Genomic DNA, 24946 nt, shown 5'->3' with positions numbered 1-24946 from the left:
GCCCGGCCCCACGTACGTACGCGCACACCCGGCCCCGTACCCGCGCGGCCGCGGAAGGACCACCCATGCACTCCGCCACGCACCCCGCCCTGCGCCCCGTCTCCCCCGGCGACCTCCGCGGCCCGGCCGCCGCGGGCGGCGCCCGCAGCACCCCCGCGGGCCTCGTCGGCAACACCCCCGTGCTGTGGATCGGCGAGCCGTTCGGCCCGCCCGGGCACGGCTTCTGGGCGAAGCTGGAGGGCGCCAACCCCGGCGGCCTCAAGGACCGCTCCGCGCTGCACATGGTCGCCGCCGCCCGCCGCCGCGGCGAACTGGCGCCGGGCTCCTCTGTTGTCGAATCGACGAGTGGCACCCTGGGCCTCGGCCTCGCGCTCGCCGGGATCACCTTCGGCCACCCGGTGACCCTCGTCACCGACCCTGGTCTGGAGCCGCTGCTGCGGCATCAGTTGGCCGCGTACGGGGCGCGCGTCGAGGTCGTACGCGAGCCGCACCCCTCCGGCGGCTGGCAGCAGGCCCGCCGCGAACGGGTCGCAGAGCTGCTGGCGGCGCAGCCCGGCGCCTGGTGCCCGGACCAGTACCACAACCCCGACAACCCCGCCGCGTACGACGCCCTCGCCCTCGAACTCGCCGTCCAGCTCGGCCGTGTGGACATCCTCGTCACCGCGGTCGGCACCGGCGGCCACTCCGCCGGCGTCGCCCGCGCGCTGCGCGCGTTCTCGCCGGGGATGCGCCTGGTCGGGGTGGATTCGGTGCGCTCCACGGTCTTCGGGCAGCCTGCGGGCGAGCGGCTGATGCGCGGGCTCGGCAGCAGCATCCACCCGCGCAACGTCGACCACGCGGCGTTCGACGAGTGTCACTGGGTCGCGGCGCACGAGGCGGTGTGGGCGGCCCGGCGGCTGGTGCGGCACCACTACGCGGGCGGCGGCTGGAGCGTCGGCGCGGTGGCGCTGGTCGCCGGGTGGCTGGCGCGTACGCGCGGGCCCTCCGTCCGTATCGCCGCGGTCTTCCCTGACGGGGTGCAGCGGTACTGGAACACCGTCTTCAGCGACGAGTACTGCCGCGCCCACGACCTGCTCGACCGCCCGCCGGCCGAGGACCCCGACGAGATCGCGCATCCGGCGGATCGGGCCGTCGAGCGCTGGACGCGCTGCCGCAACGTCGTCGCCCCGGGGGTGACCGCGCGATGAGGGGGCTGGTGCGGGAGTTCCGTTCCTACGGCGGCGGGGTGCGGCTGCTGATGGTGCAGCAGTTCACCATCAACACCGCCTTCTACATGCTGATGCCGTACCTCGCCGCCCACCTCGCCGACGGTCTCGGCATGGCGGCGTGGGCCGTGGGCCTGGTCCTGGGCGTGCGGAACTTCTCCCAGCAGGGCATGTTCCTGCTCGGCGGCACGCTGGCCGACCGGCTGGGCTGCAAGCGCATGATCGTCGCCGGGTGCGTGCTGCGGACGGCGGGCTTCGGGCTGCTGGGCGTCGTGCAGTCGCTGCCGGCGCTGGTCGCGGCGTCGGCGCTGACGGGCTTCGCGGGGGCGCTGTTCAACCCGGCCGTGCGGACGTACCTCGCGCAGGCAGTGGGGGAGGAGCGGCGCGTGGGGGCCTTCGCGCTTTTCCACGTCTTTTACCAGACGGGGATGTTCGTCGGCCCGCTCGTCGGACTGGCGCTGCTGGCCGCCGACTTCCGGCTGGTGTGTACGGTCGCGGCGCTGCTGTTCCTGGGGCTGACGGTGGTGCAGGTGCTGGCGCTGCCCGAGCGGGAGACGGTACGGGCCGACCGGCCGGGGGCGCGCGGGGTGCTGGCCGACTGGCGCACGGTCGTCTCCAACCGCCCCTTCATGCTCTTCTCCGCCGCCATGATCGGCTCGTACGTCCTGTCCTTCCAGGTGTATCTGGCGCTCCCGCTCCAGGCCCACCGGGCGTTCCCCGGCGGCGGCGACGGCGTGACCACCGCGCTCTTCGCCGTCTCGGCGGCCGTGGCGGCGGCGGGTCAACTGCGCGTCACCGGCTGGGTGAAGAAACGCTGGCCGGCCCAGCGGGCCCTGGTGTACGGCATCGCGCTGATGGGCGTCGCCTTTCTGCCGCTGCTGCTCGCGGGCGCCCCGCCCGGCGGCGACGGGGCGGCGGCCCGGACGGCGGCGCTGGCCCCGCTGCTGCTCGCCGCGGCCCTGCTGGCGCTGGGTACGGTGCTGGCGTACCCGTTCGAGATGGACACGGTGGTGTCCCTCTCCGGCGGGCGCCTCGTCGCCACGCACTACGGGCTCTACCACACGGTGTCCGGCCTCGGCATCACGCTGGGCAACCTGGCGACGGGGGCGCTGTGGGACGCCGCGGAGAGGTATCCCCGGCTGCCGTGGCTGGTGCTGACCGCCACGGGCGCGCTGTGCGCGGGCGCCCTGGCGGCGCTGAGCCGAGGCGGGTGGTTGCGCGCGATGCGGCCGGAGCCGGCGAAGGCATAGGCGTAGGTGTCGGCGTGAGCCGCACCGCGCGCATGGGCGTCCCTAACGGACGTCGATGAAGACCGGGTTGGAGTAGAACCACAGGTCCTCCCACGGACTCTCCAGACCGTCCGCGACCGGCTCGGCCTCGTCCGTGCTCGTACCGCGTACGCGCGCGTACATGTCGCCGTCCACGTCCCGCAGCGTGTGCCGGACGACGTACTCCCTGCCCTGCCGCCGCCAGTCGCCGGGGCCGAACCGCGCGACGACCCTGGTGGTGGGGTTGGTGTCCGCGTCGCGGTCGGCGCTCGGGCCCGTGACGCTGCCGGTGATGAGGTCGACGCGGCGGACCTCGGGGCGGTCGCCGTTGGCGTTCTTGCCGTCCAGGGGACGGAAGCGGATCTCGATCTCGACGTCCGTACGGCCCCGCCCGCCGACCGTCAGCGTCTCGCCCATCGCCGCGCTCCGGCCCCGGTTGCCCGCCGTCAGGTCGAGGGAGGTGATGAGGTCCCCGGTGCCGACCCAGACGCGGCCGTTGCGCAGGCCGTCCATGACGTCCGCGTAGTCCTGCCGCGCCAGGACGTGCGTCTTGCTGTACTCGCCCGGCCAGAAGTCGGCGCCGCCGCGCGTCCAGTGCACGTGCGAGTCCGACGTCGCCGTGATCCACCACCGGCGGCCCTCGCCCAGCAGCGAGTCCCACAGGCCGCCCAGACGGGCGGTCATCTGGTCGAAGCCGCCGTACGTGGGGTGGTTGCCGTAGCCGCCGCGGGCGCCGCCGTTGAGCGGGCCGGCCTGGTGGCCGGGGGCGCCCTCGAAGCCGACGTAGATGTTCGGGGCCGCGTCGTTGCCGTTGCGGAACTCCCGCGGGGTGTCCTGGCCGTAGGCGCCGAGGCCGGTCGCGGACCGCGACGCGTGGTGGGCGAGCACCAGCGGCTTACGGTCCATCGTGTTCGCGGCCTTCAGGAACTCGATCATCTTGGCCTCGGTGTCGCGGCCGGGGTCCGCCGGGAACGGATCGAGCTTCGCGAACCGGCGCTCCAGCTCGTACAACTGCTGAGCCTCTTCGCGGTGGTGCGGAATCATCAGTGTGTGGTGGTCAAGCGCGGGCGCGTCGAACTCCATCCCCCAGAACTGGAGCACCTCGGGTACGAGGACGCGCGAGCGCAGCAGGTCGGGGTAGGCCAGCTCCAGATTGACCTTCGAGTGGGTCGGGCCGCCGTGGTCCGTACACATGACCCAGGCCAGGCCGAAGTGCTTGGCCATGACGGCGTTGGTGACGATGGGGTACACCGCGTCGGCGCCCTTGTGGAACGTGGGCGGGCTGGTCGTCGTGTCGAACCTGCCGCTGTACTCGGAGTGCACGTGGTGGTCACCGGCCCGCCAGACGCGCCGCCGGTCGTTCCCGTGCCCGCCCCGGCCGTGCCCCTGCGAGCCGTCGGCGGTCGCCTCGCCGCCGACGACGAGCGGGCTCGCCGCCGCGAGCGTCGCCCCCACGCCGGCGTACCGGACGAGCCGGCGCCGTGAGATCCCCGTGTGGTCGGGGCCGTCGGCGCCTTCGATGTGTCCGTCGTTCATGATGCGGGCCTCTCCTTCGCGTTGCGGGGGGCGACCTGCGAGTTTCGACGGCGGAACGGAACGGGGCGTGAACGGCGGTGCGGGGGGTGGGAAACAACGGGTCATGCGGCGTCGGCCGCGGGTGCGGCCGGCACGCGCGCGTCTGCTGCTTTTGTACGACCGGTGTTGTGCGGCCGGCCCCGGCGCCGTACGGGGGGCCTCCCGACCCCGTACGCGCAGCCTGCCGACCCTTCCTCTACCCGTCCGCTAACGGACGTCGACGAACACCGGGTTGGAGTAGAACCACAGGTCGTCCCACGGGCTCTCCGCCCCGTCCGCCAACGGCTCGGCCTCGTCCGTGTTCGTGCCGCGTACGCGCGCGTACATGTCGCCGTCCACGTCCCGCAGCGTGTGCCGGACGACGTAGTCCGCGCCCTGCCGCTGCCAGTCGTTCGGGCCGAAGCGCGCGACGACCTTGGTGGTGGGGTTGGTGTCCGCGTCGCGGTCGGTGACCGGCCCCGTGATGCTGCCGGTGATGAGGTCGACACGACGCACCTGCGGACGGTCGCCGTTGCCGTTCTTGCCGTCCAGCGGCCGGAAGCGGATCTCGACCTCGATGTCGGTCAGCCCCTGGCCGTTCACGAAAAGCGTCTCGCCCATGGTGGCGGTACGACCGGTGTTGGTGAGGGCCAGGTCGAGGGACGTGATGAGGTCCCCGGTGCCCACCCAGATACGGCCGTTGCGCAGGCCGTCCATGATGTCCCCGTAGTCCTGCCGCGCCAGGACGTGCGTCTTGCTGTACTCGCCCGGCCAGAAGTCGGCACCTCCCTGGGTCCAATGCAAGTGGGAGTCCGACGTGGCCGTGATCCACCAGCGCCGGCCCTCGCCCAGCAGCGAGTCCCACAGGCCGCCCAGACGGGCGGTCATCTGGTCGAAGCCGCCGTACGTGGGGTGGTAGAAGTAGCCGCTGCGGGGATAGCCGGCCTTCTGGGCGGCCTGGTGGCCGGGGGCCCCTTCGAAGCCGACGTAGACGTTCGGGGCGGTGTCGTTGCCGTTGCGGAACTCCCGCGGCGTGTCGTGGCCGTAGACGCCGAGGCCGGTCGCGGAGCTGGAGGCGTGGTGGGCGATCACCAGCGGCTTGCGGTCCATGGCGTTCGCGGCCTTGAGGAACTCGATCATCTTGGCCTCGGTATCGCGCCCGGGGTCCGCCGGGAACGGGTCGAGCTTGGCGAACCGGCTCTCCAGCTCGTACAACTGCTCCGCTTCCCCACTGTGGTGCGGGATCATCAGCGTGTGGTGATCGAGCGCGGGGGCGTCGAACTCCATCCCCCAGAACTGCAACACCTCGGGCACGAGGACGCGCGAGCGCAGCAGGTCCGGGTAGGCCAGCTCCACGTTGACCTTCGAGTGGGTCGGGCCGCCGTGGTCGGCGCACATCATCCACGACAGACCGAACTGCCGGGCCATGAGGGCATTGGTGGCGATGGGGTAGATCCCGTCGGTGCCCTTGTGGAACGTGGGCGGGTTGGTCGACGTGTCGAACTCGCCGCTGTACTCGGAGTGCACATGGTGGTCACCGGCCCGCCAGGCACGCAGCCCGTCGTGCGCACGCCCGCCTCGCCGGGCCGCCGACGCCTCGTCGGCCGCCGCCTGGCCGCCGGGGACCAGCGGGCCCGCCGCCGCGAGCGTCGCCCCCACGCCCACGTACCGGACGAGCCGGCGCCGCGAGATCCCGCCGCGCGCGTCGCCTTCGTGGTTTAAGTCGTTCATGGTGCTGCCTCTCCTTCGTCGGATCCAGTGCCGGATCGCGCGGCCGGGGAGATCCGGCCGCGGAAGCAGCACGGTAGGTGAACGGAAACCGGGGGGAATGGTGAACGCCCGTGCGCCCATCAGGAGTCGAGGCCGTGGTACGGGCGGGGCCGAAGGGCTGCGATGTCGCACGCGCGAGCCTCAGGCCGCACGCGCGGCTCGGGCGGTCCGTGCCCGCCGCCCCGAGGTCCGTACGTGCCGTTCAGGCGGCCCGTGCGAGCCTCAGGCCACTCCCGCCCGCGCCGCCGCCCTCTCGTCCGTCAGCCGCCGCTCCAGCGGCCGTATCGCCACGCTCGCGACCAGCGCCAGGCAGCCGACCACCACCCACGGCAGCACCCGCTCCACGCCGTACAGGAGGCCGAAGAGACCCGGGGTGACCATGTCCGCCGTCGCGAACGAGTACTGGAACGCGGCCAGATACGTCCCCCGGGCCCCCTCCGGCGCCGCGTCCGCGGAGAGCGCGTTGGAGGCCGGCCCGTGCAGCATCTCCGCGGCGGCCCAGAGCAGCATCACCAGCGCCAGGTAGCCGACCAGCACGGGGCCGCGCGGCAGCAGTACTGCGAACGCGATGGCCCCGCACCACGCCGCCCACGCCACGCCGCCCCAGGCCATCGCGCCGCCGCGGGAGGTGCGCCGGCGGATGCGGCGGGTGACCTCGGCGGTGGAGGTGGCGACGACGGCGGTGGTGAGGGCGAGAAAGGCGCCGACCGCCCAGCCGGGCGCGTCCAGCCCGCGGACGACGTAGACGGGGGTGGCGACGGCGAGGAGGACCGTGCAGATGTTGAACAGTACGTTGACGCCGATCAGCGACAGATAGGCGCGGTTGCGCAGCAGGTGCCGTACGCCGTCGGCGGGCTTTCCGGCGCCGTCGCCGGCGGCCGGCCGCGGGCGGCTCCGTACGAAGAACGCGACGGCGCCGGCGGCAAGGACGAAGGACAGCGCGTTCGCCAGGATCATCCCCCGGTACGCGTTCTGCGAGGCGAGCCCCAGCAGCACCCCGGCGAGCACGGTGCCCGCCCCCGTGCCGGCCGCGCGGATCATCGCGGCACGGGCGAACCACTGGTCCCGGGCACGGTCGTCGCCCTGCTCGGCGATGAGCGCGAAGACCGACGACCAGTACACGCGCAGCCCGGCCGACTCGACCAGCGCCGCGGCGAACAGCGACGCCGGCCCGTCCACCGCCAGGTACAGGAGGAACCCGCCGGCCTGGAGCAGCAGCCCCGCGACCACCACCGGCCGCGGGCCGACGCGGTCCACGACCCGCCCGGCGAGCAGCGGCAGCAGGAGCGCGGAGGCGGTCGCGGCGGTCATGAGCAGGCCGACGCGGGCCTCGGAGAGGTCGGTGACGGCGAGGAAGTAGACCATCGACAGCGGCAGATAGAGCCCGGTCCCGACGGCGTCGACCCCCAGCGCCACCGGAATCGCCCAACCGGCCCCGTCCCGCCCCCTGGTACGCACCCACCGCCCCCGTCCGCGCCCCGACAGCCAAGTGCAACGTTGTAACTCCGGTGCTCGACGAAGTCAAGAGCCCCCCAGGTCGGATAGAGCGCGCTGGGACGAAGGGCGTGCGCCCCTTCTCTCACCGAGAAGAGGCGCACGCCCTCACGTGCGGGAGCCGGGAGGTGTCACTTGCACAGTGACATGCACCGGTGCAGGAGCGGCTCGAGCTTCAGCAAGGCCCCCTCCCGCTCGAAAACCTGGAGGGCGTCCAGGCATGCGTACACCCAGTCGGCGTCCTCCTCGTCCCCCAACTCAAGGGCGATGACCATGATGATGTCGTCCGCATCGGCTGCCCCGTCGCCGAATTCCTCGGCGACTGCCCAGTATCCCGTCAGGAGCTTCGAGTTTGCGGAGATTCCCGTCGCCTGTACGAATTCCCGGGCGGCGGAACGATCCGTGGTCAACTCCGCCATCTTCTGCAGTGCTTCCTCCGCGCCGTCGAGCTCGCGGTGTAGCTTGTATGCGCGTTCGACGAGGTACGGCCATCCGCCGGTCAGTTCGTAGAGGCGGTCGAGACGTCCATTCGTGTAGAACAACTCCGTCCGCTGGGCCCAGTCCTGCAGGCTCCGGTGGTCATAGCGACGGAGCACCACGGGCAGCGCCGAGGATTCTTCCGTTTCCAGGAGCAGAGAACGCCATAGGTCGAGCTGCCTGGTGTCCGTGACAATCACCACCGAGCGAGTCACGCCCGGCGTGACGGGGAGCGCGGTCTGAGCCACGTCAACCGCTTCCCGCCAGGTTTCCTTTCGCACATTCTCGGCGTACTGGGTGAAGTCACTGATGACCACGCGGCGTTCGCCGGGCCGGCCGCCGGTGAGCTCCTGCTTGAAGACGCTGGGCCTGCCGACCGCCGGCAGTTCCCAGCCGGAGATACGACCGGTCACCGTGCGTAGGGTGTTGCCCACTTCGGTGACACCGGTGGCCTTGGTGCCGAGTACCACCCGAGTGCGGTTGGCGCGGTCGCCGAGGAGATCGTCCAACTGGGTGATGGTGAGTGGGGCCGGACGCTTGTCCGGCAGCTCCGGCCGGCCCTCCAGGACGATGCGGTTGCCCAGCTTGTAATCCCGATGAGCGCGCTCAAGCCGAGCCTCAACTTCGTGCGAGGTGCCGATCATGCGCAGGGCGTTCGGACCGCGCAGGTGCCAGCCTTGGCCGTCGTGGTTGGGGGCCAGGACACCCAGCCCGACCATTTCCGACAGGTAGGCGCGAAATCCCTCGGTGTCGAGGTTCTCGAAGCCCTCGGGCCAGTACGTTTCGCAATCCTCGCGGAGGGCGGCGTCGCTGAGCCGCCCCTCGAGTCCGTAGTGGCGGGCGTGGTAGGCGAGTACGTTGGCAATCACGTCGTATCGGTGGTCCAGGCTCAGGGTGTCCTTGAACGCAGCCGAGATGCCGGCGCGAAGATCGGTGTCCGACTCCACGGCCTCGACATCGACTTCCTCGATCGTGTATGGGGGCCCCTCGCCAGGGCGCCGTTGACGCTTGCGCTGCATGACTTCGACCAGCCGGTGACCGAACATCTGGAGCAGGAACGGCTGGTAGGAGCAGTAGTTCAGGATCCGGTTCGTCACGTCCACGTCGGCGAACTCGAAACCGAGGGCCCGCAACGGGTGTACCAGCAGGTCTGCGGCGAACTGCGGAGCGAGCGGGCCGATGACCGTCGGCGTCTGTGCGAGGTGTCCGAACGGCCCGTTGCTGGCAAGCTTGGAGAACCGCTGTACGGAGTGCAGTCCGGCGAACACGACCTTGACCCGGTCCTTGGTCTCCGAGCCGAGCCCTTTGAGTTTCTTGGTCTGCTCGAATCGGGGGGCATCCGCCTCGAAAAAGAGGTCGCACTCGTCGAGCAGGATCAGCAGGCGGCGCATGGAGTCCTGGTCGAGCCAACGCCGTAGCTCCCTGCGAACGTACTCCCAGCGGTCTCCCGGCAGCGGCTTGCGTCCCTTCGCGCGCGGCAGCACGTCGACGGCGGCCAGTTCGCGCTCCAGAATGCTCCAGAGCGTTTCCGGACCGAGAGCGCTGCCCTTGCCGATGTTCACCTGGTCCAGGTTTACGTACACGGTCTGACGGAAGCCGGGGTACTGCTCGGTGAACCTGTCCCCGGCGTCGCTCAGAAGTGCCGACTTCCCCAGTCCTCGCCCGCCGAAAATGACCTGAGTGCCCTGAGGATCGAGGATGCTCTTGCGTTCCGCGTCGCGTCCGTAGAACATCTCCCCTCCGATCCGACCGCGCTTCTCCAGGATGTACGGATTGATGCCGGAGAACGGCAGCAGGGTCTGAGTGGCGGAGCTCACCTGTCGGCTCCCGCGGGCTGCAAGGTAGGCGAGTGCGGCGTCGTCAACGACGAGCAGCGGCCGCTGTCCGTCGCTGCCGACTGCAAGCTCCACCCGGTCCTTCGTGCTCAGTGTGCCGAAGTAGAGCACCAGCAGTCCGGACCCGCTCGGGTCCCGCGAGGCAAGGCTCATCACCACCTCCGCCGGCGGGCGCCCCCACACCAGCAGAAGGCGGAGCCGGCCCCCCTGCTCCCTGATCTTCGAGCCGAAGTCCGGCACGGTGGCACGGCCGTAGATCTGTACGTCCGTGGCCTCAAGGAAGCGGTGCTCGCGACGCTGATGCGACAACTCCTCCAGACGGCGCGGACCCTTGGCGTCGTAACCGAGCAGTCTCAGTGCGGGGAGCAGCTTCGCATTGGGGATGTTCGGTCGGTCCTTCGGCTCGAGGGCGCCCACCTCACGCCAGTTGTCGAGTGCCGTCGCGGCCAGCTCGGCCTCGTCGCCGGAGAGGTGCCGGTAGTCGAGCACGGGCACGGCCGGATGGCTGCCACCGGACCGCACCAGACGGATGAGCTCGCCGTCGATTCCCCGGGGCAGCTTTTCCGGCACCTCCGGGAAGAACTTGCCGAGATGGGTCTCGCCGGTGTCGATCTCCGGCATCGGCTCCCCGATCTCCATGAAATAGACCAGGTCAGCAGCGGTCGGCAGCTTGCCGGTGTCCAGGTGCCGCAGCACCTGGTCCCGTTCGGCCTGCGCGACGTCGAGAGCGTCGAGCCGAGCCCGGATCCGGCCGGCTGCTTCTTCCCGGTAGGCCGGGAGGCTGGTACGTACACTCCGCAGAGTCGCGCGTACCTCGCTCAGGTCACTCTGCGTCGTTCCCTCCAGACCCGTCCGGGCGCCTTCCAACAGCTCCTGCATGCTCAGGTCCTGGTCGTCCGTCACCGCCCCGTCCGCCTGGGCCTGGCGCAGCTCGGCGAGGAGCGCCTTGCGGCTCGCGTCGAGTTCCTGCCGCCTTCTCGCCTTGAGCACGTCGATGTCGGTGAGCTTCTGGGGGCCGAACGACACGCCGTCCGAAGCAGGCAGATCGCCGCGTTCGGCGAGCTTCACGATCGTGCTGGCCGCGTGGAACGCGTCGTGGTCAAGACGCTCTCGCAGCGCCTCGTCCCACGGACGCCACACGGCGGTGAGCAGTTGCTCCACGGAAGGGTGGTCGGCGACGGCATCGCAGACCTTCAGCAGTTCCGCGTCCAGGGCGACATCGGGGTCCTCGCGGTTGACATTACGGCCCTGCTCGGCCTTGCCCTCAAGGAGCGAGAAGAGCTCGGACAAGGAGTCGTACGCGGCGTGGGCAGCAGCCGCGGCCGTGACCTCGGGCCGCCGTGTCAGACGTTCCAGGTCGGCCAGCACCGGTTCCTTGCGGGCAAGCAGCGAGCGGCGTAGGGAAGAGACCTCCTTGGCCACTCTGTTCGTGTCCGACCGGCCGCCCTTGCGGGCGTCCTCGACGGCGATGCACCACTCCTTGGCCAGGGCCACCGTGTCCTCGACCATGCGAACGAGATCCTGTCGCCCCGCGCCTTGGAGGGCCTTCCTGCTGGAGGAGCGGTACTTGCGGTCGATGCGGTCGATCTCGCTGTTGATCTCGGGGAGCTTCGCGAGCCGCTCCGCCTCCTCCCGGACCGACGGCAGCATGTCGCGGTCGTCGTTGATCACCCGGGTCAGCATCGAGCCCAGCAGCCCGTCGTCCGGCCTCAGCCATCGCTTGCCGATTTCCGTCGCCCGGGCGAAGCGGAGGCGCGGTGGCGAGTCGATGAACGTGCGGCACTGCTTGTGGATATTGCGCAACCGGCCTTCGGTACCCGACGCGTCAGCGATCACCGCAAGCGGGGATGCGAGCATCAATGCGCCGCTCAGCGTGCGGTCCGCCACCTGCGTGGTGACCTCTCCGAGCATGTGGGGGAGCCGGGGTGCCAGGGTCTTCAACTGCGCCCCGGCCATGTGGTCCCCGGTGATCAGTGCCACCCGCAGCAGGGCCGGGACCAACAGCAGGTCGGTGCCTTCCGGATCGTGGTCGGCCGGGTCGCTCTGCTTCCGGAGCAGATCTCCCACCAACCGCGCGCAGGGGCCCGTGGCGGAGGTGAGTAGCGCCGCCGCCCCGGCCAGCCGGAGAGCCGTCGCTTGAGGCTCCGGGTGGCCCGCGGCCTTCGCCATATGATGAGCCAGGCCGAAACGCCGTTCCCTGATGAGGCGTGCGAGAGCTCCCTCGATCTGGGCCGCCCCCCCCGGCTTGGCCGAACCGCCCGTACGGCTCGCGACTGCCGGACTGGGCGCGACGAAGCGGGCCGTCCCGTGGCCGCTGGTGTCGGTCGGTGCGGTCGTGGCGCCAAGGGACGGAACGGGCGGCTCGACGGCACTCTGACCACCGGCGACGTCTGTCGGCTGGGTACCGGTCGCGGCGGAGCGAAGCAAATCCTCCTCCCCGGCTTCGGCGAACGAGCGCTGTGCGGTGTCGCCGTCGACCGGGTCTGCGCCGGGTGGCACAGCCGTCGGCAGACTGTCAGCCGAAGGCGGCGGCCCGGTTCCGTCCGGAGGTTGTTCGGTCTCGGCCTCCGTCCCCGCCGGGTTAATCCCGTCAGCGGGAGCAAGCGGGGCGGCAGCCTCCTCGTCACTGCCGCGCAGACCCTGTCCGGAGGGTTCGGCAAACTCCTGTACCTCGTCGGAGGTCAATTCGCTTTCCGAGCCTTCGACCGGTCCGGTCCGTTCCCCGAGGGTGAGGTCGGGTGCCATTGCCGAGGCCGCAGCACACGAGGGAAGGGCGCGTACCACCTGCATCTGGAGCGACAGGATGGTGTGGGGATCGGCGTCTGTCCTCTGTCCCAGGCGGATGAGTTCGGCGATGGCGACCAGGGCAGAGCCCTCCTCGCGCTGTTTCCCGTCCCACACCGGAACATCAAGAAGTTCCCGTGCACAGGTACGGACGGTCTCCGCGTGTACGACGGCAGGGCTTCCCGGGCGGCAGCCGATCGACAGCAGCTCCCGCAGCGTCTCACGCAGTGCCGAATCCATGACGCGCTGGGCAGTGAACGACTCCGCCGCGCGGCGCATGTCGTCCAGGCGCAGCGGGCCCGGTTCGACACCCACTTCGTCGAGCTCGGACCGCGCATGGCGGAAGGCCGCGGGCAACTCGGCCAAGTCCCCTACATGTTCGTCCTCCGGCGGACGACCGTCATCGAGAGCTTCGCATACCGACGACACCGACCGGCGCGCCCGCTCGACGGCCAAAGCCAGGGTGCGGCACACCTCTGCCGGATCATCGGGACCGACGGCTGCGGCCTTCTGGGTGCGTTCCGGGGTCTGCCCGTCGGCTGCATTGCCAGCAGTTGGACGGAGGGTGGCACCGTCGTCGGCCACTGCGCGACCCGACTCCGCCCTCGTGCCCTCCTCGAGCATGAAACCTGCGTGGGCTTCGACGACAGCCATCGCGGCTGCGTGTACGGCATTGAGCTGGGGTGCGTGTCCTGTGTCCGCGTCGGCGTCGAACCACCACCCGTGCTCGGCAGCCCAGACGAGAAGGAAAGCATCGGCGACCGAGGCGTTGCACCAGGCGAAGACGGTCGCGCGCAGCAGCGTTCCATCCCAGCGTCCCACGAGGTCCGCGGACGCGTCGCCGCCCTCGAATACGGCCGCTAACACCTGGTTCAGTACGGTGTCCGTTAGCACTCGGAGGCCGCAGACACAGCCGTCCTTGCGCGTCGCCCGGCGCAGTCTGGCCAGGATGTCGTCACAAAGCGCGGGACCCGCTCGGCGCGGCGCTGCCATGCGGATACCGAGACGCCTCAGCAGAAGTTGCCGTCCGGGAACGGGGAGGGAGTTGAATGCCAACTCGACCATGTCGGGCGGCAGTTCCGCCAGCGCCCGGTCCGCGGGGCGGTCGAGCTGGTTCAGCGCGGCGGCGAGTTCGCCGAGGCTCTCGGCAGACGCACCTGGTGGGGACAACGGTGGCCCTGTGATGACGTAGTACCGGTCGTGCATACGTATGTGCTCCGATTCTTAGGTTTCCCGACGAGCCGCTCAGAAAGAGGGTGATAGGCAAGGGGCAGCATTCCTCATTGACCACGGGTGTGCTGGGTGACGAACGTGTAGCCGTCCGGCAATTCCCAGCCGTCTGCTTTGCCGAGAAGTCTGCAATGCTCCTGGAATGCCTCCTTCTGGGTATCGCTGGCCGAAGCGCCGGGCAGTAACCGTCGCAAGTGCCCAGGCACGTACTGCACGCCGCGCATCTCCTCTTGGGAGTCGTCAGCTCCCCACGGCCGGCGGACACGAACCACCGGAGGGCGGTACCCGATGAGTGGGATGATGCGTTCTGTGGAACGTGCGGGGTAGTGAGGTTGCCCCGCCGGATCACGGCTTCCGACGGCGGGTGTGAGTACCTTCTGGGCCAGCAGTTCGGCTACGGCCGATTCGAGGGCCGCTGACTGAGTGCGAGCCGGCTCGACCCCTCCGTAAACGGCGCGGGGCAGGAAGCCACGGTCGAGGAGTGCGTGACCGTCCGAGGTCAGTAGCCCGCAGCGCCGTACTGTGCGCATCACGAGTTCCCGTGGTGCCAGGCCTACGGCTGTGTCACCGTCGCGATCACTTCCCGGAACGTCCTCGCGGGTGAGAACACGAGCGTCGTAGCAGTGACCGAGCAGGCGGTCCCCGAACCGGACGGGATCATCGAGCGGTTCCGTCGCGGCATGGAGCGTGCGGCCACCCCGGGACCAGCGGAACACGATCTGCAACCCCGGAAAGAAGTCGAGAGGCCAGGTCACGCCGACCAGACATCGGGTCTGGTCGGTGACTTCGGCATAGGTCTTCTGAGGGTCACCGGCTTCGCCAGGGAGTTGCCCCCGGTGTTCAATTTCGAACCATACTGCTTGGCTTCGGCCGTCGGCCGAGCGCAACTCCTCGGCGACAATCGGGTGTAGAGGCGCCATGCCTGCGGCAAGATGCGCCAGCCGCAATGGCCGTCGGTAAACAACGGTGTCTTCCGTGACCCGCAACAGTTCGACGGGATCCAGGTCCGCGTCATCCTCAAGCGGGTTATCGATGGGTGTTGCTTGGGGCTCAGGAGTCGGGGCCGCGGCATCTGCTACAGAAGAGGTCCATCCACGACCTTCCGGGGTGAGAGCGTCCTGTGGAAAGTTCAAGTCGCCCGGGTATTGAGAACTCCAGACTCCGCCCCCTTCGAAGAAATCGTCCAAATGAACCCGCACTCCGTTCGGGAGGAGCCCGTTGTTGCTGTCCCGCCGAATGAAGTCGGCAAGTGTGGTGTTCGCCCTGCATACGGCTGATGCATAGCCGATACCTTCAAGGGCTTCTGTGGCCCCAGGGAAAGAGCGGAGGCGAGGACCTACAGCCGTGTAGACAGCCGTCGGAGCCTTCGTTGAATGACGCCGTCTTGACTGCGGCGCCGCAGGCAGGGCTCCGTGCTCCACCGACGACACCAGACTTCTCAAGTCGTCGCCGCCAAGTGGTCCCGTGTCTCGCCAACCAGCCGCCAACGATTCTCGCGTCATGGCATAGGGGCCCCACATCCGGAGTTGGTCACTTGAGGTGAGAATGCGGCGTACCGTGTCGAGGAGTCGCAAGAGCCCGGGTAAGAGGATCTCGTCACCTGTGCCCCCGACCAATTCAGTGAGGGACACAGAGACGAACGGGCTCAGAAGTTGCGGACGTCCGGTGCTCAGCAGATAGCGCGCGTAGGTCGTCAGATCGTCTTGGGTGCCGGCATCCTTGGAGTCGTAGACGGCCTCGACGACGATGTGGCCATCTGCGTTGATCCAGCGCTGACGACTGCGAAGTCGGTGGAGCTGCGCGGGGGACAGCGACAGCCCCGGGCCGAAGGCATGAAGGTCAGGAACGAGGAGCTCACGGCGCTTGGCTGCATCGCGGTCTCCCGGATCGCCAGGGCCTTCGGCGCCCACTGGTGAACCGGACAGCCAGGCGGGTGTGTTGCCCAGGCTGTCCACCGCGGGGTGGGCACCCTCCTTGTAGCAGATCTCCGCGTACAGCGGCTGCGACCCCGTGGTCACGCTGATCATGGCTCCCACGGGCAGCGGTGGGGTGCACTCGCCGAACGTCACCGACGGAAAGTCGTCGAGACGGAGAGGGCTACGCCCATACCCTTCATCGGCAAAGTGATAGCCGAAGTAGGCAGCGTTGAATGCAACCGACACGTGTACGGGCATCTTGCGGGCAGCGACCACGGCTTCCAGGTACCGAAGCAGTCGCTGCCGCTCTTCTACTGGCACTACTCCGTAGTCCATGGCCATGGCCGGAGTGAGCAGCGGAAGCCCGTCGTAGGGATCAACCTCCGCTGACTGGCGCCGGTGTGTGTTTCCCCCGCTGGAATGCATGAAAGGGCGAGATGCTCCGGTCAACCCCTCGTTGAGGTGTCCATGTACATCTCCGGCTGTGCGTGCTCCGTGTGGTTCATCGGCCATAACACCCCTCTTCCGCGGGCAGCCTGTGCCCGCCCACCACGGTGTTGCCACGCAGGGTATGCCTTCTCTCGATCCTGCCGCCATGTTTTCGTCAACTGGATCGTTGTGTGGAGCGACGCGCGCGCCGTCCGCTGAAAGGTCTTGGGCGGTGCAACCGCTTTCGATCCGCCTCTCGGCATCGGCGAGCCGGTCCGGAATGACGAGAACGGTTCGCATCCGCCACTTGACATGACCCACTGCCCCCCGCCACACCTGCCTGAGCGCATCCCTTGTGTCGATTGGGCGCTTCGCTCCGCCGTGCTCGTCATGCCCCGGGCGGCGTGTCTCGGCTGCTCAGAAGCGCGGTGAGGGATGCCATTCTGCTGTTCACGGATCCGCGACCTGGAAGGGGTGCGAGAGTTGCTGGTTAGACCGGTCACGACGAGGGCGAATTCTGGCCAGCGACGTCGCGGCTACGGTTCGGTCAGGTCCAGCAGGCGCCTTCTTCGGGGGGATCAAGGTGATGGATCTTTCCGGATGAGTTCCCTGCCCGGTTAGCGTGTGGCGTATGGCAGTAGTGGACGCGCTTCACCGTTTCAACCAGCGGCATCCCTGGAGCCACAACGACCACTACGGGCCGTGGATCGCCCGGCGGGTGGCCGAGGCCGGGGCGCGGGACGTGCTGGACGTGGGGTGCGGGGCGGGGAACCTGGTGGCGCTGCTGCGGCGGCGCGTTGCCGTGACCGGGCTCGAACCCGATGCCGCGCTCGCCGCCGTCGCGGCCGGGCGGTTCGAGGGTGATCCCGCGGTCACCGTCGTACGCACCGACTTCGCCGGTCGCGAGGCGGGGCGGCGGTGGGACGCCGTCACCATGGTCGCCGTACTGCACCACATGCCGCTGGTGCCCACGCTGCGCGAGCTGCGCGGGTGCCTCACGCCGGGCGGGCGGCTCGTCGTCGTCGGGTGCTACCGGCAGGCCGGGACCGCCGACATCGTCGCCTCCCTGCCGGCCGTGGTCGCGAACCCGCTCGTGGGGCTGGCGAAGCACCCGGCCCGTGCGAGGACCGTGCCCGTCCACATGACCGCGCCCACCGCCGACCCCGCAGAGACCCTGGCCGAGATCCGGGCCGCCGCGGCGGCGGAACTGCCGGGCGCGCGGATACGCCGGCGGCTGTTCTGGCGCTACAGCCTCGTCTACGACGCCCCGGCCTGACGCGCACCTGACTGACGCCCTGACCCGGCGCCCCCGCCCCGGCGCGCCCGCCCTACTCCGCCCAACCCGCCGTGACCGCCGCACGGTCCGCCCACTGCCGTACCCCCGGCCCGCCCGCCTCCCACCGCTCGCAGAACCGCCGCATCTCCGCGCACTTCGCCAGCATCGCCGCCCGGCGCACCGGCCACGGCGGCACCTCCCCGCCGTACGCGCGGAAGAAGCCGTCGAGCGCACCGCGGTGCCCGGGGTGGTGGGTCCGTACGATCCACTCGCACCAGGCCAGATCCTCGACCGCCGCCCCGCGGTGCGCGAACTCCCAGTCCACCACCGCCGTCACCGCGAAGGTGCCCGGGTCGAGCAGCAGGTTGTTGGGGCCGAAGTCGCCGTGTACGAGGACGGCGCCCGCCGGCGGGTCCCCGGGCCCGTCCTCCTCCGGCAGCACGTCCCGGCCCGCCCCGTGGATCCGGCGCAGCACCTCCCCGCACGCCGTCAGCACCGCCGCCGCGTGCCCGCCGTCCAGCAGCTCCTGACCCGGTACGCCGGCCACGTGGCCGAGCGTCAGGTCATCGGCGGACACCGCCCGTACCGGCGGTACGGGCAGCCGGTCGCGTAGCCCGGTGAGCACCGTGTGCTCACGGCGGAGCCGGAGGGCGGCGTCCGGTCCGTCGTAGGTCTTGCGCACGAGAGCGCCGTCACCGAGCGTGCGGTTCGTATAGCCGTGCTTCATGGGGCGCATGCATTGATCATCCCCACCCGGCCCGGCGCCCGCACGGCGATATTCGCTTGCACGTCCGGTCGCCGATCAGCATCGTGTGTACGGTGAGTGACGACGACGCACCCCAGCGGTGGACCGACGCAAGTGTCTACCCCGACATGTGGGCGGACCCCGACAAGGACCCCCGCAACAATGACTCCAGCCCCGACGGCGAGCTGGCGACGCTCCAGGACTTCCTGGTCAACTACCGGCTGACGCTGAAGATGAAGTGCGACGGGCTGGACGCGGAGCAGTTGGCGCGCCGTTCCGTACCGCCCTCGACCATGTCGCTGCTCGGGCTCATACGCCACCTCGCCGAGGTCGAGCGGGACTGGCGCAACTGGGTCGTGCCGGAGGACCCCGCCCCCAAGATCTACGGCGAGCGCGACGCGGACTTCGCGGGAGCCGCCGCCGACCAGGCGCTCGTCGATGCCGCCTTCGCCGACCTCGCCCGCGAGCAGGCGGCGTGCGACGCGGTGCTCGCCGAGTACACCGACCTCGGCTTCCGGCTGCCCAAGGACGGCACATCGCTGCGCGAGCTGTGGGTACACCGGGTGGAGGAGTACGCGCGGCACTGCGGCCACGCGGACCTACTGCGCGAGTGTGTCGACGGCAGGGTGGGTCAGTAACGGCCGGCAGTGACTGACGGCGTGTAGCCGGCCGGCGAGGCAACCCGGCGCTGTCCTCATCGCGTTCGACCAGTGTGCGACGTGAAGTGAGGACCGGATGGCAGGCGCAGGATGCTGAGGCGGGGCGCGGCACGGCCGCCTGGGTTCGAGGAGTTCGTGGCGGCCCGGGGGCCGCGGCTGCTCCGCGTGGCCTGGCTGCTCACCGGGGACGCCCAGCTCGCCGAGGACCTGCTCCAGACCGTGCTGGCCAAGGTGTGGCCGAAGTGGGAGCAGATAGCGGACGGCAGCCCAGAGGCGTATGTCCGTACGGCCATGGTGCACACCCACATCTCCTGGTGGCGCCGCCACTGGTGGGGCGAGGTGCCGCACGGCGAGCTGCCCGACACGGCCGCCTCCGCCGACGCCTTCGCGCGGGTGGACCTGGAGCAGTCGCTTGCCGCCGCGATACGGCGTCTCCCGCCGCGGCAGCGCGCGGTGGTCGTCCTGCGGTACTTCGAGGACCTGAGCGTCCAGGACACCGCGGCGACCCTCGGCTGTGCCACGGGCACGGTCAAGAGCCAGTCCGCCAAGGCGCTGCGCACGCTGCGCGGGCTGCTGCCCGCCGCCGAGCTGGTGGAGGGCGGTGAGTCCGGTGGCCGGGAACACGGCTGAGGGGGCGGGACCGGGCGGGCCTGCCGAACCGGGGAAGCCGATGGCCCCGGCGGCCCCGGCGGACCCGGCGGACCCGGCGGACCCGGCGGACCCGGCGGACCCGGCGGAGGAAGAGCGTGCGCTGCGCGCGCTGCTGGAGCAGGCCGTCCCGCGGCCGGCCGCGCCCGCGGAGCGGATGGAGCGGATACGGGGACGGGTGCTGCGGCGCCGCCGGCGGCGGGCGGTGTGGGGGGTGACCGCGACGGCCGCGGCCGTGGCCGTACTGCTGCCGCAGGTGCTCCCCGCCGACGACCCGCCACCGCGCTACGTGCCCCCCGCCGCCGGCGCCGCGACACCGCAACCGCGGGACGCGGAGACCCGGTTGGCCGAGCTGTCCGACCTCACGCTCCAGGTGCCCGCGGGCTGGAGCAGCCGCACGGTCCGTACGGACTCGCCGGAGGGCACGTACGTCGGATACGTGGCGAGCCTGTCCCTCAGGCCCTCCCCCGAGCCCTGCCCCACCGGCGCCGACGGCACCTGCACCACGCCGCTGCGGCAACTGCCCAGGCGCGGCACGCTGATCACGCTGCGGCTGCTCTACGGGCCGGAGAAGCCCGACCCGGGCCTGCGGGCGCGCGAGGTGGGCAAGGCGTGCGTCGTCGCGGGCGGCACCGAGGAACTGTGGGCCGTACGCAGCCCGGCGGGCGCGGCGGAGGGGGTGCACGTGCTGGCCACTGTGTGCCTGGCCGCGCCGGCGAACGGGGACGTCGCCGAGGTCCGCACCGTACTCGGCTCGATGCGCTTCGACCCCGTCGCGCAGCCCCGCCACCAGAAGAGGAGCGTCCGGTGACGCTTCCCCGCCGCCGGCTGCTCTACGCGGCCGGGCTCCCCCTGCTCGCGGCGACGGGCTGCACGGACGCCGCCGCCCCGCCCCGCGAAGAGAACGCCCCGCCACGGGACCCCGCACCGGCCCGCTCGCGCGTCGCGGCGGCGCCCGCGCGACTGCCGCGGGACATACCGGGGCTGGGCCCGCGCACCCGCGCGCGCGTGCCGGTACGCGCCCGCCAGGCGCTCGTCGTCACGGGCGTCTCCCGGCGCTCGTCCGACTCCACCGCCGTGCTCTACGAACGCGGCCCCCACGGCTGGCGCGCGGGCCCCGCCTGGCCCGCCCACAATGCCCTCCGCGGCTGGACCCGGCACCACACCGTCGGCGACCTCCGCACCCCGGCCGGCGTCTACGGCCTCACCGACGCCGGCGGCCTCGACCCCGACCCGGGCACGAAGCTCCCGTACGACCACGGCCCCGCCTTCACCGCCACCGGCCGCGGCTACGAGGGCGAACCCCTGGCCGGCTCCTTCGACTACGTCGTGGCGATCAACTACAACCGCAAGCCCGGCACCACCCCGCTCGACTGGACCCGCCCCCTGGGCGACGACCGCGGCGGCGGCATCTGGGTCCACGTCGACCACGACGGCCCGACGAGCGGCTGCGTATCGATCGCCAAACCCCACATGCGCACGCTCCTGCGCACCCTGGACCCGCGCAAGCACCCGGTGGTGGTGATGGGCCCGGAGGCGTGGCTCGCTCGCTGACACCGGCGCCGCCGGCTGTACGGCCGGCACGGGCTGCTTCCAGGGCCCCGGTTCGACGACGAGGTCGCGGCGGCCGTCGGCGGTGTGGCCCCAGCCCACGCCCGTTCGGCCCGGTGCGGCACGGGCGCGCGATGGCTAGCCTGCCGGGATGGGCATGGCGGAGTTCCTTCTCACCGCGGTGGGCACCGTCGCCGGCGTCGTCGGCACGTACTTCGCCTACGTCTCCGTACGCGGCCGGCCCACCCGCCGGCGCCCGCCACCCCCCGCCACCACCGCAGGTGAACCGCCCCCGGCCCCTGCGGCCGGCGCCCGCCCGGCCCCGTACGACGTCTACGTGTCCCACAGCCCCGCCGACGCCCCCTGGGCCCGTGCCTTCGTCCGGCGACTGCGCGAGCACGGCCTGCGCGTGGCCGACGACGAGGTGGTCCGCACCCCCGGCGGGCTCCGCGTGCACGCCGTCGAACAGGCCATCCGCGACTCCGCCCACGGACTGCTGGTCTTCAGCCCGGAGTCGACGGTCGACGGGTGGGTGCTCCAGGAGTACGCGGCCCTGATGGAGCGCTCGATCGAGTCCGGCCGGTTGTTCATCCCGGTCCTGGTCGGCGACGCCGTCCTGCCCGAATTCGCCCGTACGCGATTCAGCGCGGATTTCCGCGACGTGGACGACGACATCTACGCGCACCGGCTGGAGCAGATAGTCACGGCGTTACGAAACCGCTGACCCGTCGTCCTCCTGGACGCCCACGGAGTCCACCGTGCCGTCGATATCCCCCGCGCCCTCGATTTCCCCCGCGGCCCCGGCGCTCTTCGTCAGCGCCGCCGTTCTGGCGTGCCGCTGGGCGCTCTCGATCATCTCGAAGGCGCGCTGGATCGGCAGGTAGCGCAGCAGTTCGTCGGCGTTCCCGCTGACGACCTCCGGTACGCCCATGTCCTTCAGTTGGCGCAGGAACATCTCCATGGCGATGGTGTCGCCACCGAGCATTTCGATCCTCCGCTCCAGCACCACCGTCTGGAGCATCATGTCGGCCCGCTCGCCGCGCCGTTCGCGGTCGCGGATCCGTTCCCGGATGACCGAGTTCTCCTCTTCCGCCTCCAGTTCGCGGGTCTCCATCTGCTTGTCGGCGAGCCGCCGCCGGGCCCGGTCGAGTTCGGGGTCGGAGGACTCGAACTCACCCAGCGTCGTCCCCCTCGCCTCGATTCCCCACGCGGCCAGCGCGTTGCGAACCTGGGAGGAGAGATCCGTGCGCGTACTCGCGTACATGCTGAGGAATTCCTCCACCGTGGAGGCCGAGGCAATGGCGTTGAAGTACGTCTCGACCATTCCGCCCAGCACCCGTTCGACGAACCGCTGCACCGGAAGGGGATCGTTCACCAGCCCGCCCAGCCGGGAGGTGTGGGCGCCGCCGAACCGGCTGACCAGCGTGGGAGCGGCGGCCTCCGGGATCTCCAGCGTCTGCGAGATGTCCACCTGGAGCCGGTGGCCCTGGACGTTCACCAGGATGGGCCGGAGCGCCGCGTCGTAGTTGCTCGGCGAGCGTTCCTTCTTCGTCCACTCGATGACGAGCGTACGCGTCGGAATGAGGACGACGCGCACGAACCACGGATTCAGGGCGTATACGGACCCCTCGCCCAGCGTCTCCTCCTGCACACCGCGCTGCCCGCCCCTGGCGAGAAACTCCCAGGGCAGCCGGAAGTTGCTGTGGCCCGCGATGATCGGCCCGATCGGCCGCTCGTCCTTCCTGGCCTCGGCGCCGTCCAGCGTGACGACCACCCCGGACTCGCCGATCTGGATGGCGATTTCCTTGAGGTGGTCCTCGGTGAGACCGTCCTGGCGGGACTTTCCCACGTTGGTGGTGGTGATCACCTCGAAGAGGTCCGGGTTGATGTTGTAGTACGACCCACCCGTGAGGATGGCCAGTTGCCTGCCCTGCTCGCCGCCCTCGCGGAGGAAAGCCTCGCCGTCCTGGAAGTTGTCGCACTCCACATGGCGGCCGAACGGCCGGTCCGGGGGCCGCACTTTCCCGTCCTTCGCGATGACGAGAGCCACCGTCCCCGGCTGTACGTACGTACGGGGCGCCAATTCGACGTCGAAAAGCGCCCTGTTGATGTAGTACGAGGAGTCGCCGGGCAGGATGGCGATCTGCCTGCCCTGCTCGCCGCCCTCGCGGAGGAAAGCCTCACCGTCCTGGAAGCTGTCGCATTCCACCTGCCGGCCCAGCGTCCGCTGCGCGGGCCGCCTCGCGCCCTCCCGCGCGGTCACGAGCCCGACCATGTCCGCCGGCACGTCCGTCCGCGGTGCCAGCTTGACCCGGTAGAGCAGGGGCGGAAGCCAGTAGACCCGGCCGGGGAGCAGCACGCGGGCCTGCACGCCGCGTCCCTGGCTGTGCGGCGTGACGCGCTTGAAACGCCCCTCCGGGTCGCCGCGCCCGAACCGGCGGGTGACGATGCCCACCTTGTCCGCGGGCACCACGCGCAGACCGAAGTTGAGCCGTGCGCCGCCCGTGCGCTGGGGCGGCGGCGGGGTGCTCGACCGGGGTTTGGTGCCGGAGGCGGGCTGTCGCTCGGGCCGGGCCAGGGCGACCAGGGCGACGAACACGACGCCGACGACGAGAAGCGCCACGAGTAACACGGTGATCATTCGACTCCGCCCTCCGCTCGCATACGCAGGTGTACGGCAAGCACGGTTTCGGTCCACTGGTCGTACCAGTCCGGATAGCGCTCGTTCTGCGGGTTACGAAGCGTGGGAAAGAACCCCGGAGGCCGGGCCGGGCCGGTGAACTCGCGGTATTCCGAGACCCCGTCCTCCACCGAACCACGCCAGCCGTACGCTAACGAGAGTGCCAGGAAATCGCGGTGCCGCGCACTCGCGGGACGTGCCCTTTCCCGCTGTGTCCGAAACCCGTACCTTCCGCCCGAGAACTCCGCCCAGGCGGCGTCCACTTCGCGCAACAGCCCGGCCGGCAGCCGCCGCCCGTCGCTCCGGCGCAGCCATCCGCTCTCCAGCCGGTCGACGGCCTGGAGCAGCAGCGCGGTGGTCAGCACGTCGGCGTGCTCCCACTCCTGCTCCGCGAGCAGTGCCCCGAGCCGCGCCCCCGCGGGCGCGTCGGGAACGAGGCTCGCCACCGGAGCCGCCACGGCGGGCCCCGTACGCGCCGCGGCCGGCCCACTCGGCGCGGGGGCGGGGGCGGGGGCGGCGGCGGGCGCGACGGTGCGGCCCGCGTCCTGGAGGCGGCGTAGGAGGTCGAGTTCGGCGTACCCGGGGAGCGAGCCCGTACGGGCGTCGAAATGCCAGGTGCTCGCCAGCAGAAAATGCCGGTCGCCGCGTACCAGAATGGGAAAGAAGGGACGGCTGTGCCGCTGCCCCTCCAGGATCTCCCGGGTGATGTCGTCGGAGTTCTCGGCCTCCGGGGACATCAGAACGATGATCCCCAGCGCGTGCCGGATCTGCGCGCGAATCGTCCACAGGACGTCGTCGCCCCAGGTCAGGTGGCTGATGGACCAGACGGGAAGACCGGCCCGGGAAAGCGCGGGAAGCAGCCGGCGCGCGTAGTCCCTTTCCCGGCGCGCGTAGCAGACGACGAAAGAGGGCTCGGCCGGGACGTCGACGGAACGGGCGGCGCCTTGGTCGCGGAGATCCATGGCCTCCGAATCGCCGTTGGCGCCGGGCCCGTCGCCGAGGATCACGCGCGCCAGCTCGCTCACCTTGTCGTGGAATGCCTGCCCGGTGACTTCCCGGAAATCGACCCATAAGCGGGTGGCCGCGAAGGGCAGCGCACCGATATCGACATCACTGTGGAGTACGGGGATGAGCCGCAGCCCGCGCCGCGCGGAGGCGGACAGCAGCGCCGCGTACTCCTGAAGCACCCAGGGCTTGTGCACGGCCACCGGGCTGAGTACCTGAATTCCGTGAGTGGAGCGGCGGATGGCGGCTTCCAACTGATGGACGACGACATCACCGGGCAGCAGACTGCACTCGTCGAAAAAGACCTGCACCCCGTTGCGCCGGAGCCCCGCCGCCAGTTCCCCCGCCCAGGCACGGTCCTCTGCCGCGTAGGAGATGAAGACGTCCGCCACGCCGGTTCCCCTTCGCCGAGACGCGCCA

16 protein-coding genes are annotated in these 24946 nt (G+C 70.7%); 8 read left to right on the top strand and 8 right to left on the bottom strand.

The features are described 5' to 3' along the window. Window positions 1-65 precede the first annotated feature (65 nt). Together QBL21_RS33655 and QBL21_RS33650 are read left to right on the top strand one after the other, a co-directional pair. Window positions 66-1187, top strand: a complete 1122-nt coding sequence (locus QBL21_RS33655; protein WP_407565998.1) for a PLP-dependent cysteine synthase family protein — start codon at window positions 66-68, stop codon at window positions 1185-1187. After that, window positions 1184-2455, top strand: coding sequence for an MFS transporter (locus QBL21_RS33650; protein WP_407565997.1), 1272 nt, complete (start codon window positions 1184-1186; stop codon window positions 2453-2455). Before QBL21_RS33655 ends, QBL21_RS33650 begins: the two co-directional genes overlap by 4 nt. Before the next feature lie 42 nt (window positions 2456-2497). Here QBL21_RS33650 and QBL21_RS33645 read toward each other — a convergent pair whose 3' ends face one another. The 5 genes from QBL21_RS33645 to QBL21_RS33625 form a co-directional block, all read right to left on the bottom strand. Further along, window positions 2498-4009, bottom strand: a complete 1512-nt coding sequence (locus QBL21_RS33645; protein ID WP_407565996.1) for a phosphoesterase — start codon at window positions 4007-4009, stop codon at window positions 2498-2500. A 246-nt stretch (window positions 4010-4255) separates the two neighbouring features. Continuing rightward, a complete protein-coding gene (locus tag QBL21_RS33640; protein ID WP_407565995.1) occupies window positions 4256-5758 on the bottom strand; it encodes a phosphoesterase in 1503 nt (500 codons plus the stop codon). 261 nt (window positions 5759-6019) lie between these two features. Further along, complete coding sequence (locus tag QBL21_RS33635; RefSeq protein WP_407565994.1) at window positions 6020-7213, bottom strand: MFS transporter; 1194 nt, start codon at window positions 7211-7213, stop codon at window positions 6020-6022. A gap of 209 nt (window positions 7214-7422) precedes the next feature. Further along, on the bottom strand, window positions 7423-13593 hold the full coding sequence (locus QBL21_RS33630; RefSeq protein ID WP_407565993.1) for a hypothetical protein: 6171 nt from the start codon (window positions 13591-13593) through the stop codon (window positions 7423-7425). A 74-nt stretch (window positions 13594-13667) separates the two neighbouring features. Next, window positions 13668-15875, bottom strand: coding sequence for a hypothetical protein (locus tag QBL21_RS33625; RefSeq protein ID WP_407565992.1), 2208 nt, complete (start codon window positions 15873-15875; stop codon window positions 13668-13670). Between the two features lie 718 nt (window positions 15876-16593). Between QBL21_RS33625 and QBL21_RS33620 the strand changes: the two genes are divergently transcribed. After that, complete coding sequence (locus QBL21_RS33620; RefSeq protein WP_407565991.1) at window positions 16594-17238, top strand: class I SAM-dependent methyltransferase; 645 nt, start codon at window positions 16594-16596, stop codon at window positions 17236-17238. Window positions 17239-17290: 52 nt separating this feature from the next. Here QBL21_RS33620 and QBL21_RS33615 read toward each other — a convergent pair whose 3' ends face one another. After that, complete coding sequence (locus tag QBL21_RS33615) at window positions 17291-17974, bottom strand: phosphotransferase family protein (RefSeq protein ID WP_407565990.1); 684 nt, start codon at window positions 17972-17974, stop codon at window positions 17291-17293. Between the two features lie 83 nt (window positions 17975-18057). Between QBL21_RS33615 and QBL21_RS33610 the strand changes: the two genes are divergently transcribed. The 5 genes from QBL21_RS33610 (at window position 18058) to QBL21_RS33590 (ending at window position 21565) form a co-directional block, all read left to right on the top strand. Then, entirely contained in the window at window positions 18058-18621 is a 564-nt protein-coding gene (locus tag QBL21_RS33610) for a DinB family protein (RefSeq protein ID WP_407565989.1), read from the top strand. A gap of 111 nt (window positions 18622-18732) precedes the next feature. Beyond that, a complete protein-coding gene (locus tag QBL21_RS33605) occupies window positions 18733-19272 on the top strand; it encodes a SigE family RNA polymerase sigma factor (protein WP_407565988.1) in 540 nt (179 codons plus the stop codon). Window positions 19273-19312: 40 nt separating this feature from the next. After that, a complete protein-coding gene (locus tag QBL21_RS33600) occupies window positions 19313-20101 on the top strand; it encodes a hypothetical protein (protein ID WP_407565987.1) in 789 nt (262 codons plus the stop codon). Beyond that, window positions 20098-20844, top strand: a complete 747-nt coding sequence (locus QBL21_RS33595; protein WP_407565986.1) for a L,D-transpeptidase family protein — start codon at window positions 20098-20100, stop codon at window positions 20842-20844. Before QBL21_RS33600 ends, QBL21_RS33595 begins: the two co-directional genes overlap by 4 nt. Before the next feature lie 154 nt (window positions 20845-20998). Then, the gene (locus QBL21_RS33590) at window positions 20999-21565 is read left to right on the top strand and encodes a toll/interleukin-1 receptor domain-containing protein (protein WP_407565985.1); all 567 of its coding nucleotides are present in this window, start codon (window positions 20999-21001) and stop codon (window positions 21563-21565) included. Here the strand turns inward: QBL21_RS33590 and QBL21_RS33585 are convergent. Then, the gene (locus tag QBL21_RS33585) at window positions 21551-23482 is read right to left on the bottom strand and encodes an SPFH domain-containing protein (protein ID WP_407565984.1); all 1932 of its coding nucleotides are present in this window, start codon (window positions 23480-23482) and stop codon (window positions 21551-21553) included. The genes QBL21_RS33590 and QBL21_RS33585 overlap by 15 nt on opposite strands. Then, window positions 23479-24918: a TIR domain-containing protein gene (locus QBL21_RS33580; protein WP_407565983.1), complete on the bottom strand. Its 1440-nt coding sequence runs from the start codon at window positions 24916-24918 to the stop codon at window positions 23479-23481. Before QBL21_RS33580 ends, QBL21_RS33585 begins: the two co-directional genes overlap by 4 nt. Window positions 24919-24946 lie beyond the last annotated feature (28 nt).

The organism is Streptomyces sp. 184, from assembly GCF_045781775.1.
In the GTDB taxonomy this organism is placed as follows: Bacteria; Actinomycetota; Actinomycetes; order Streptomycetales; family Streptomycetaceae; genus Streptomyces.
The sequence above is the reverse complement of the archived record's forward strand: the minus strand, read 5'-3'. Positions and strand labels throughout refer to the sequence as shown.

Excerpts from the sequence above, each read along its gene's own strand:
- QBL21_RS33585 (WP_407565984.1), bottom strand. The coding sequence starts at position 23,482 with ATGATCACCGTGTTACTCGTGGCGCTTCTCGTCGTCGGCGTCGTGTTC.
- QBL21_RS33630 (WP_407565993.1), bottom strand. The coding sequence starts at position 13,593 with ATGCACGACCGGTACTACGTCATCACAGGGCCACCGTTGTCCCCACCA.
- QBL21_RS33600 (WP_407565987.1), top strand. The coding sequence starts at position 19,313 with ATGGCCCCGGCGGCCCCGGCGGACCCGGCGGACCCGGCGGACCCGGCG.
- QBL21_RS33615 (WP_407565990.1), bottom strand. The coding sequence starts at position 17,974 with ATGCGCCCCATGAAGCACGGCTATACGAACCGCACGCTCGGTGACGGC.
- QBL21_RS33655 (WP_407565998.1), top strand. The coding sequence starts at position 66 with ATGCACTCCGCCACGCACCCCGCCCTGCGCCCCGTCTCCCCCGGCGAC.
- QBL21_RS33605 (WP_407565988.1), top strand. The coding sequence starts at position 18,733 with ATGCTGAGGCGGGGCGCGGCACGGCCGCCTGGGTTCGAGGAGTTCGTG.
- QBL21_RS33650 (WP_407565997.1), top strand. The coding sequence starts at position 1,184 with ATGAGGGGGCTGGTGCGGGAGTTCCGTTCCTACGGCGGCGGGGTGCGG.
- QBL21_RS33640 (WP_407565995.1), bottom strand. The coding sequence starts at position 5,758 with ATGAACGACTTAAACCACGAAGGCGACGCGCGCGGCGGGATCTCGCGG.
- QBL21_RS33625 (WP_407565992.1), bottom strand. The coding sequence starts at position 15,875 with ATGGCCATGGACTACGGAGTAGTGCCAGTAGAAGAGCGGCAGCGACTG.
- QBL21_RS33590 (WP_407565985.1), top strand. The coding sequence starts at position 20,999 with ATGGCGGAGTTCCTTCTCACCGCGGTGGGCACCGTCGCCGGCGTCGTC.
- QBL21_RS33645 (WP_407565996.1), bottom strand. The coding sequence starts at position 4,009 with ATGAACGACGGACACATCGAAGGCGCCGACGGCCCCGACCACACGGGG.
- QBL21_RS33620 (WP_407565991.1), top strand. The coding sequence starts at position 16,594 with ATGGCAGTAGTGGACGCGCTTCACCGTTTCAACCAGCGGCATCCCTGG.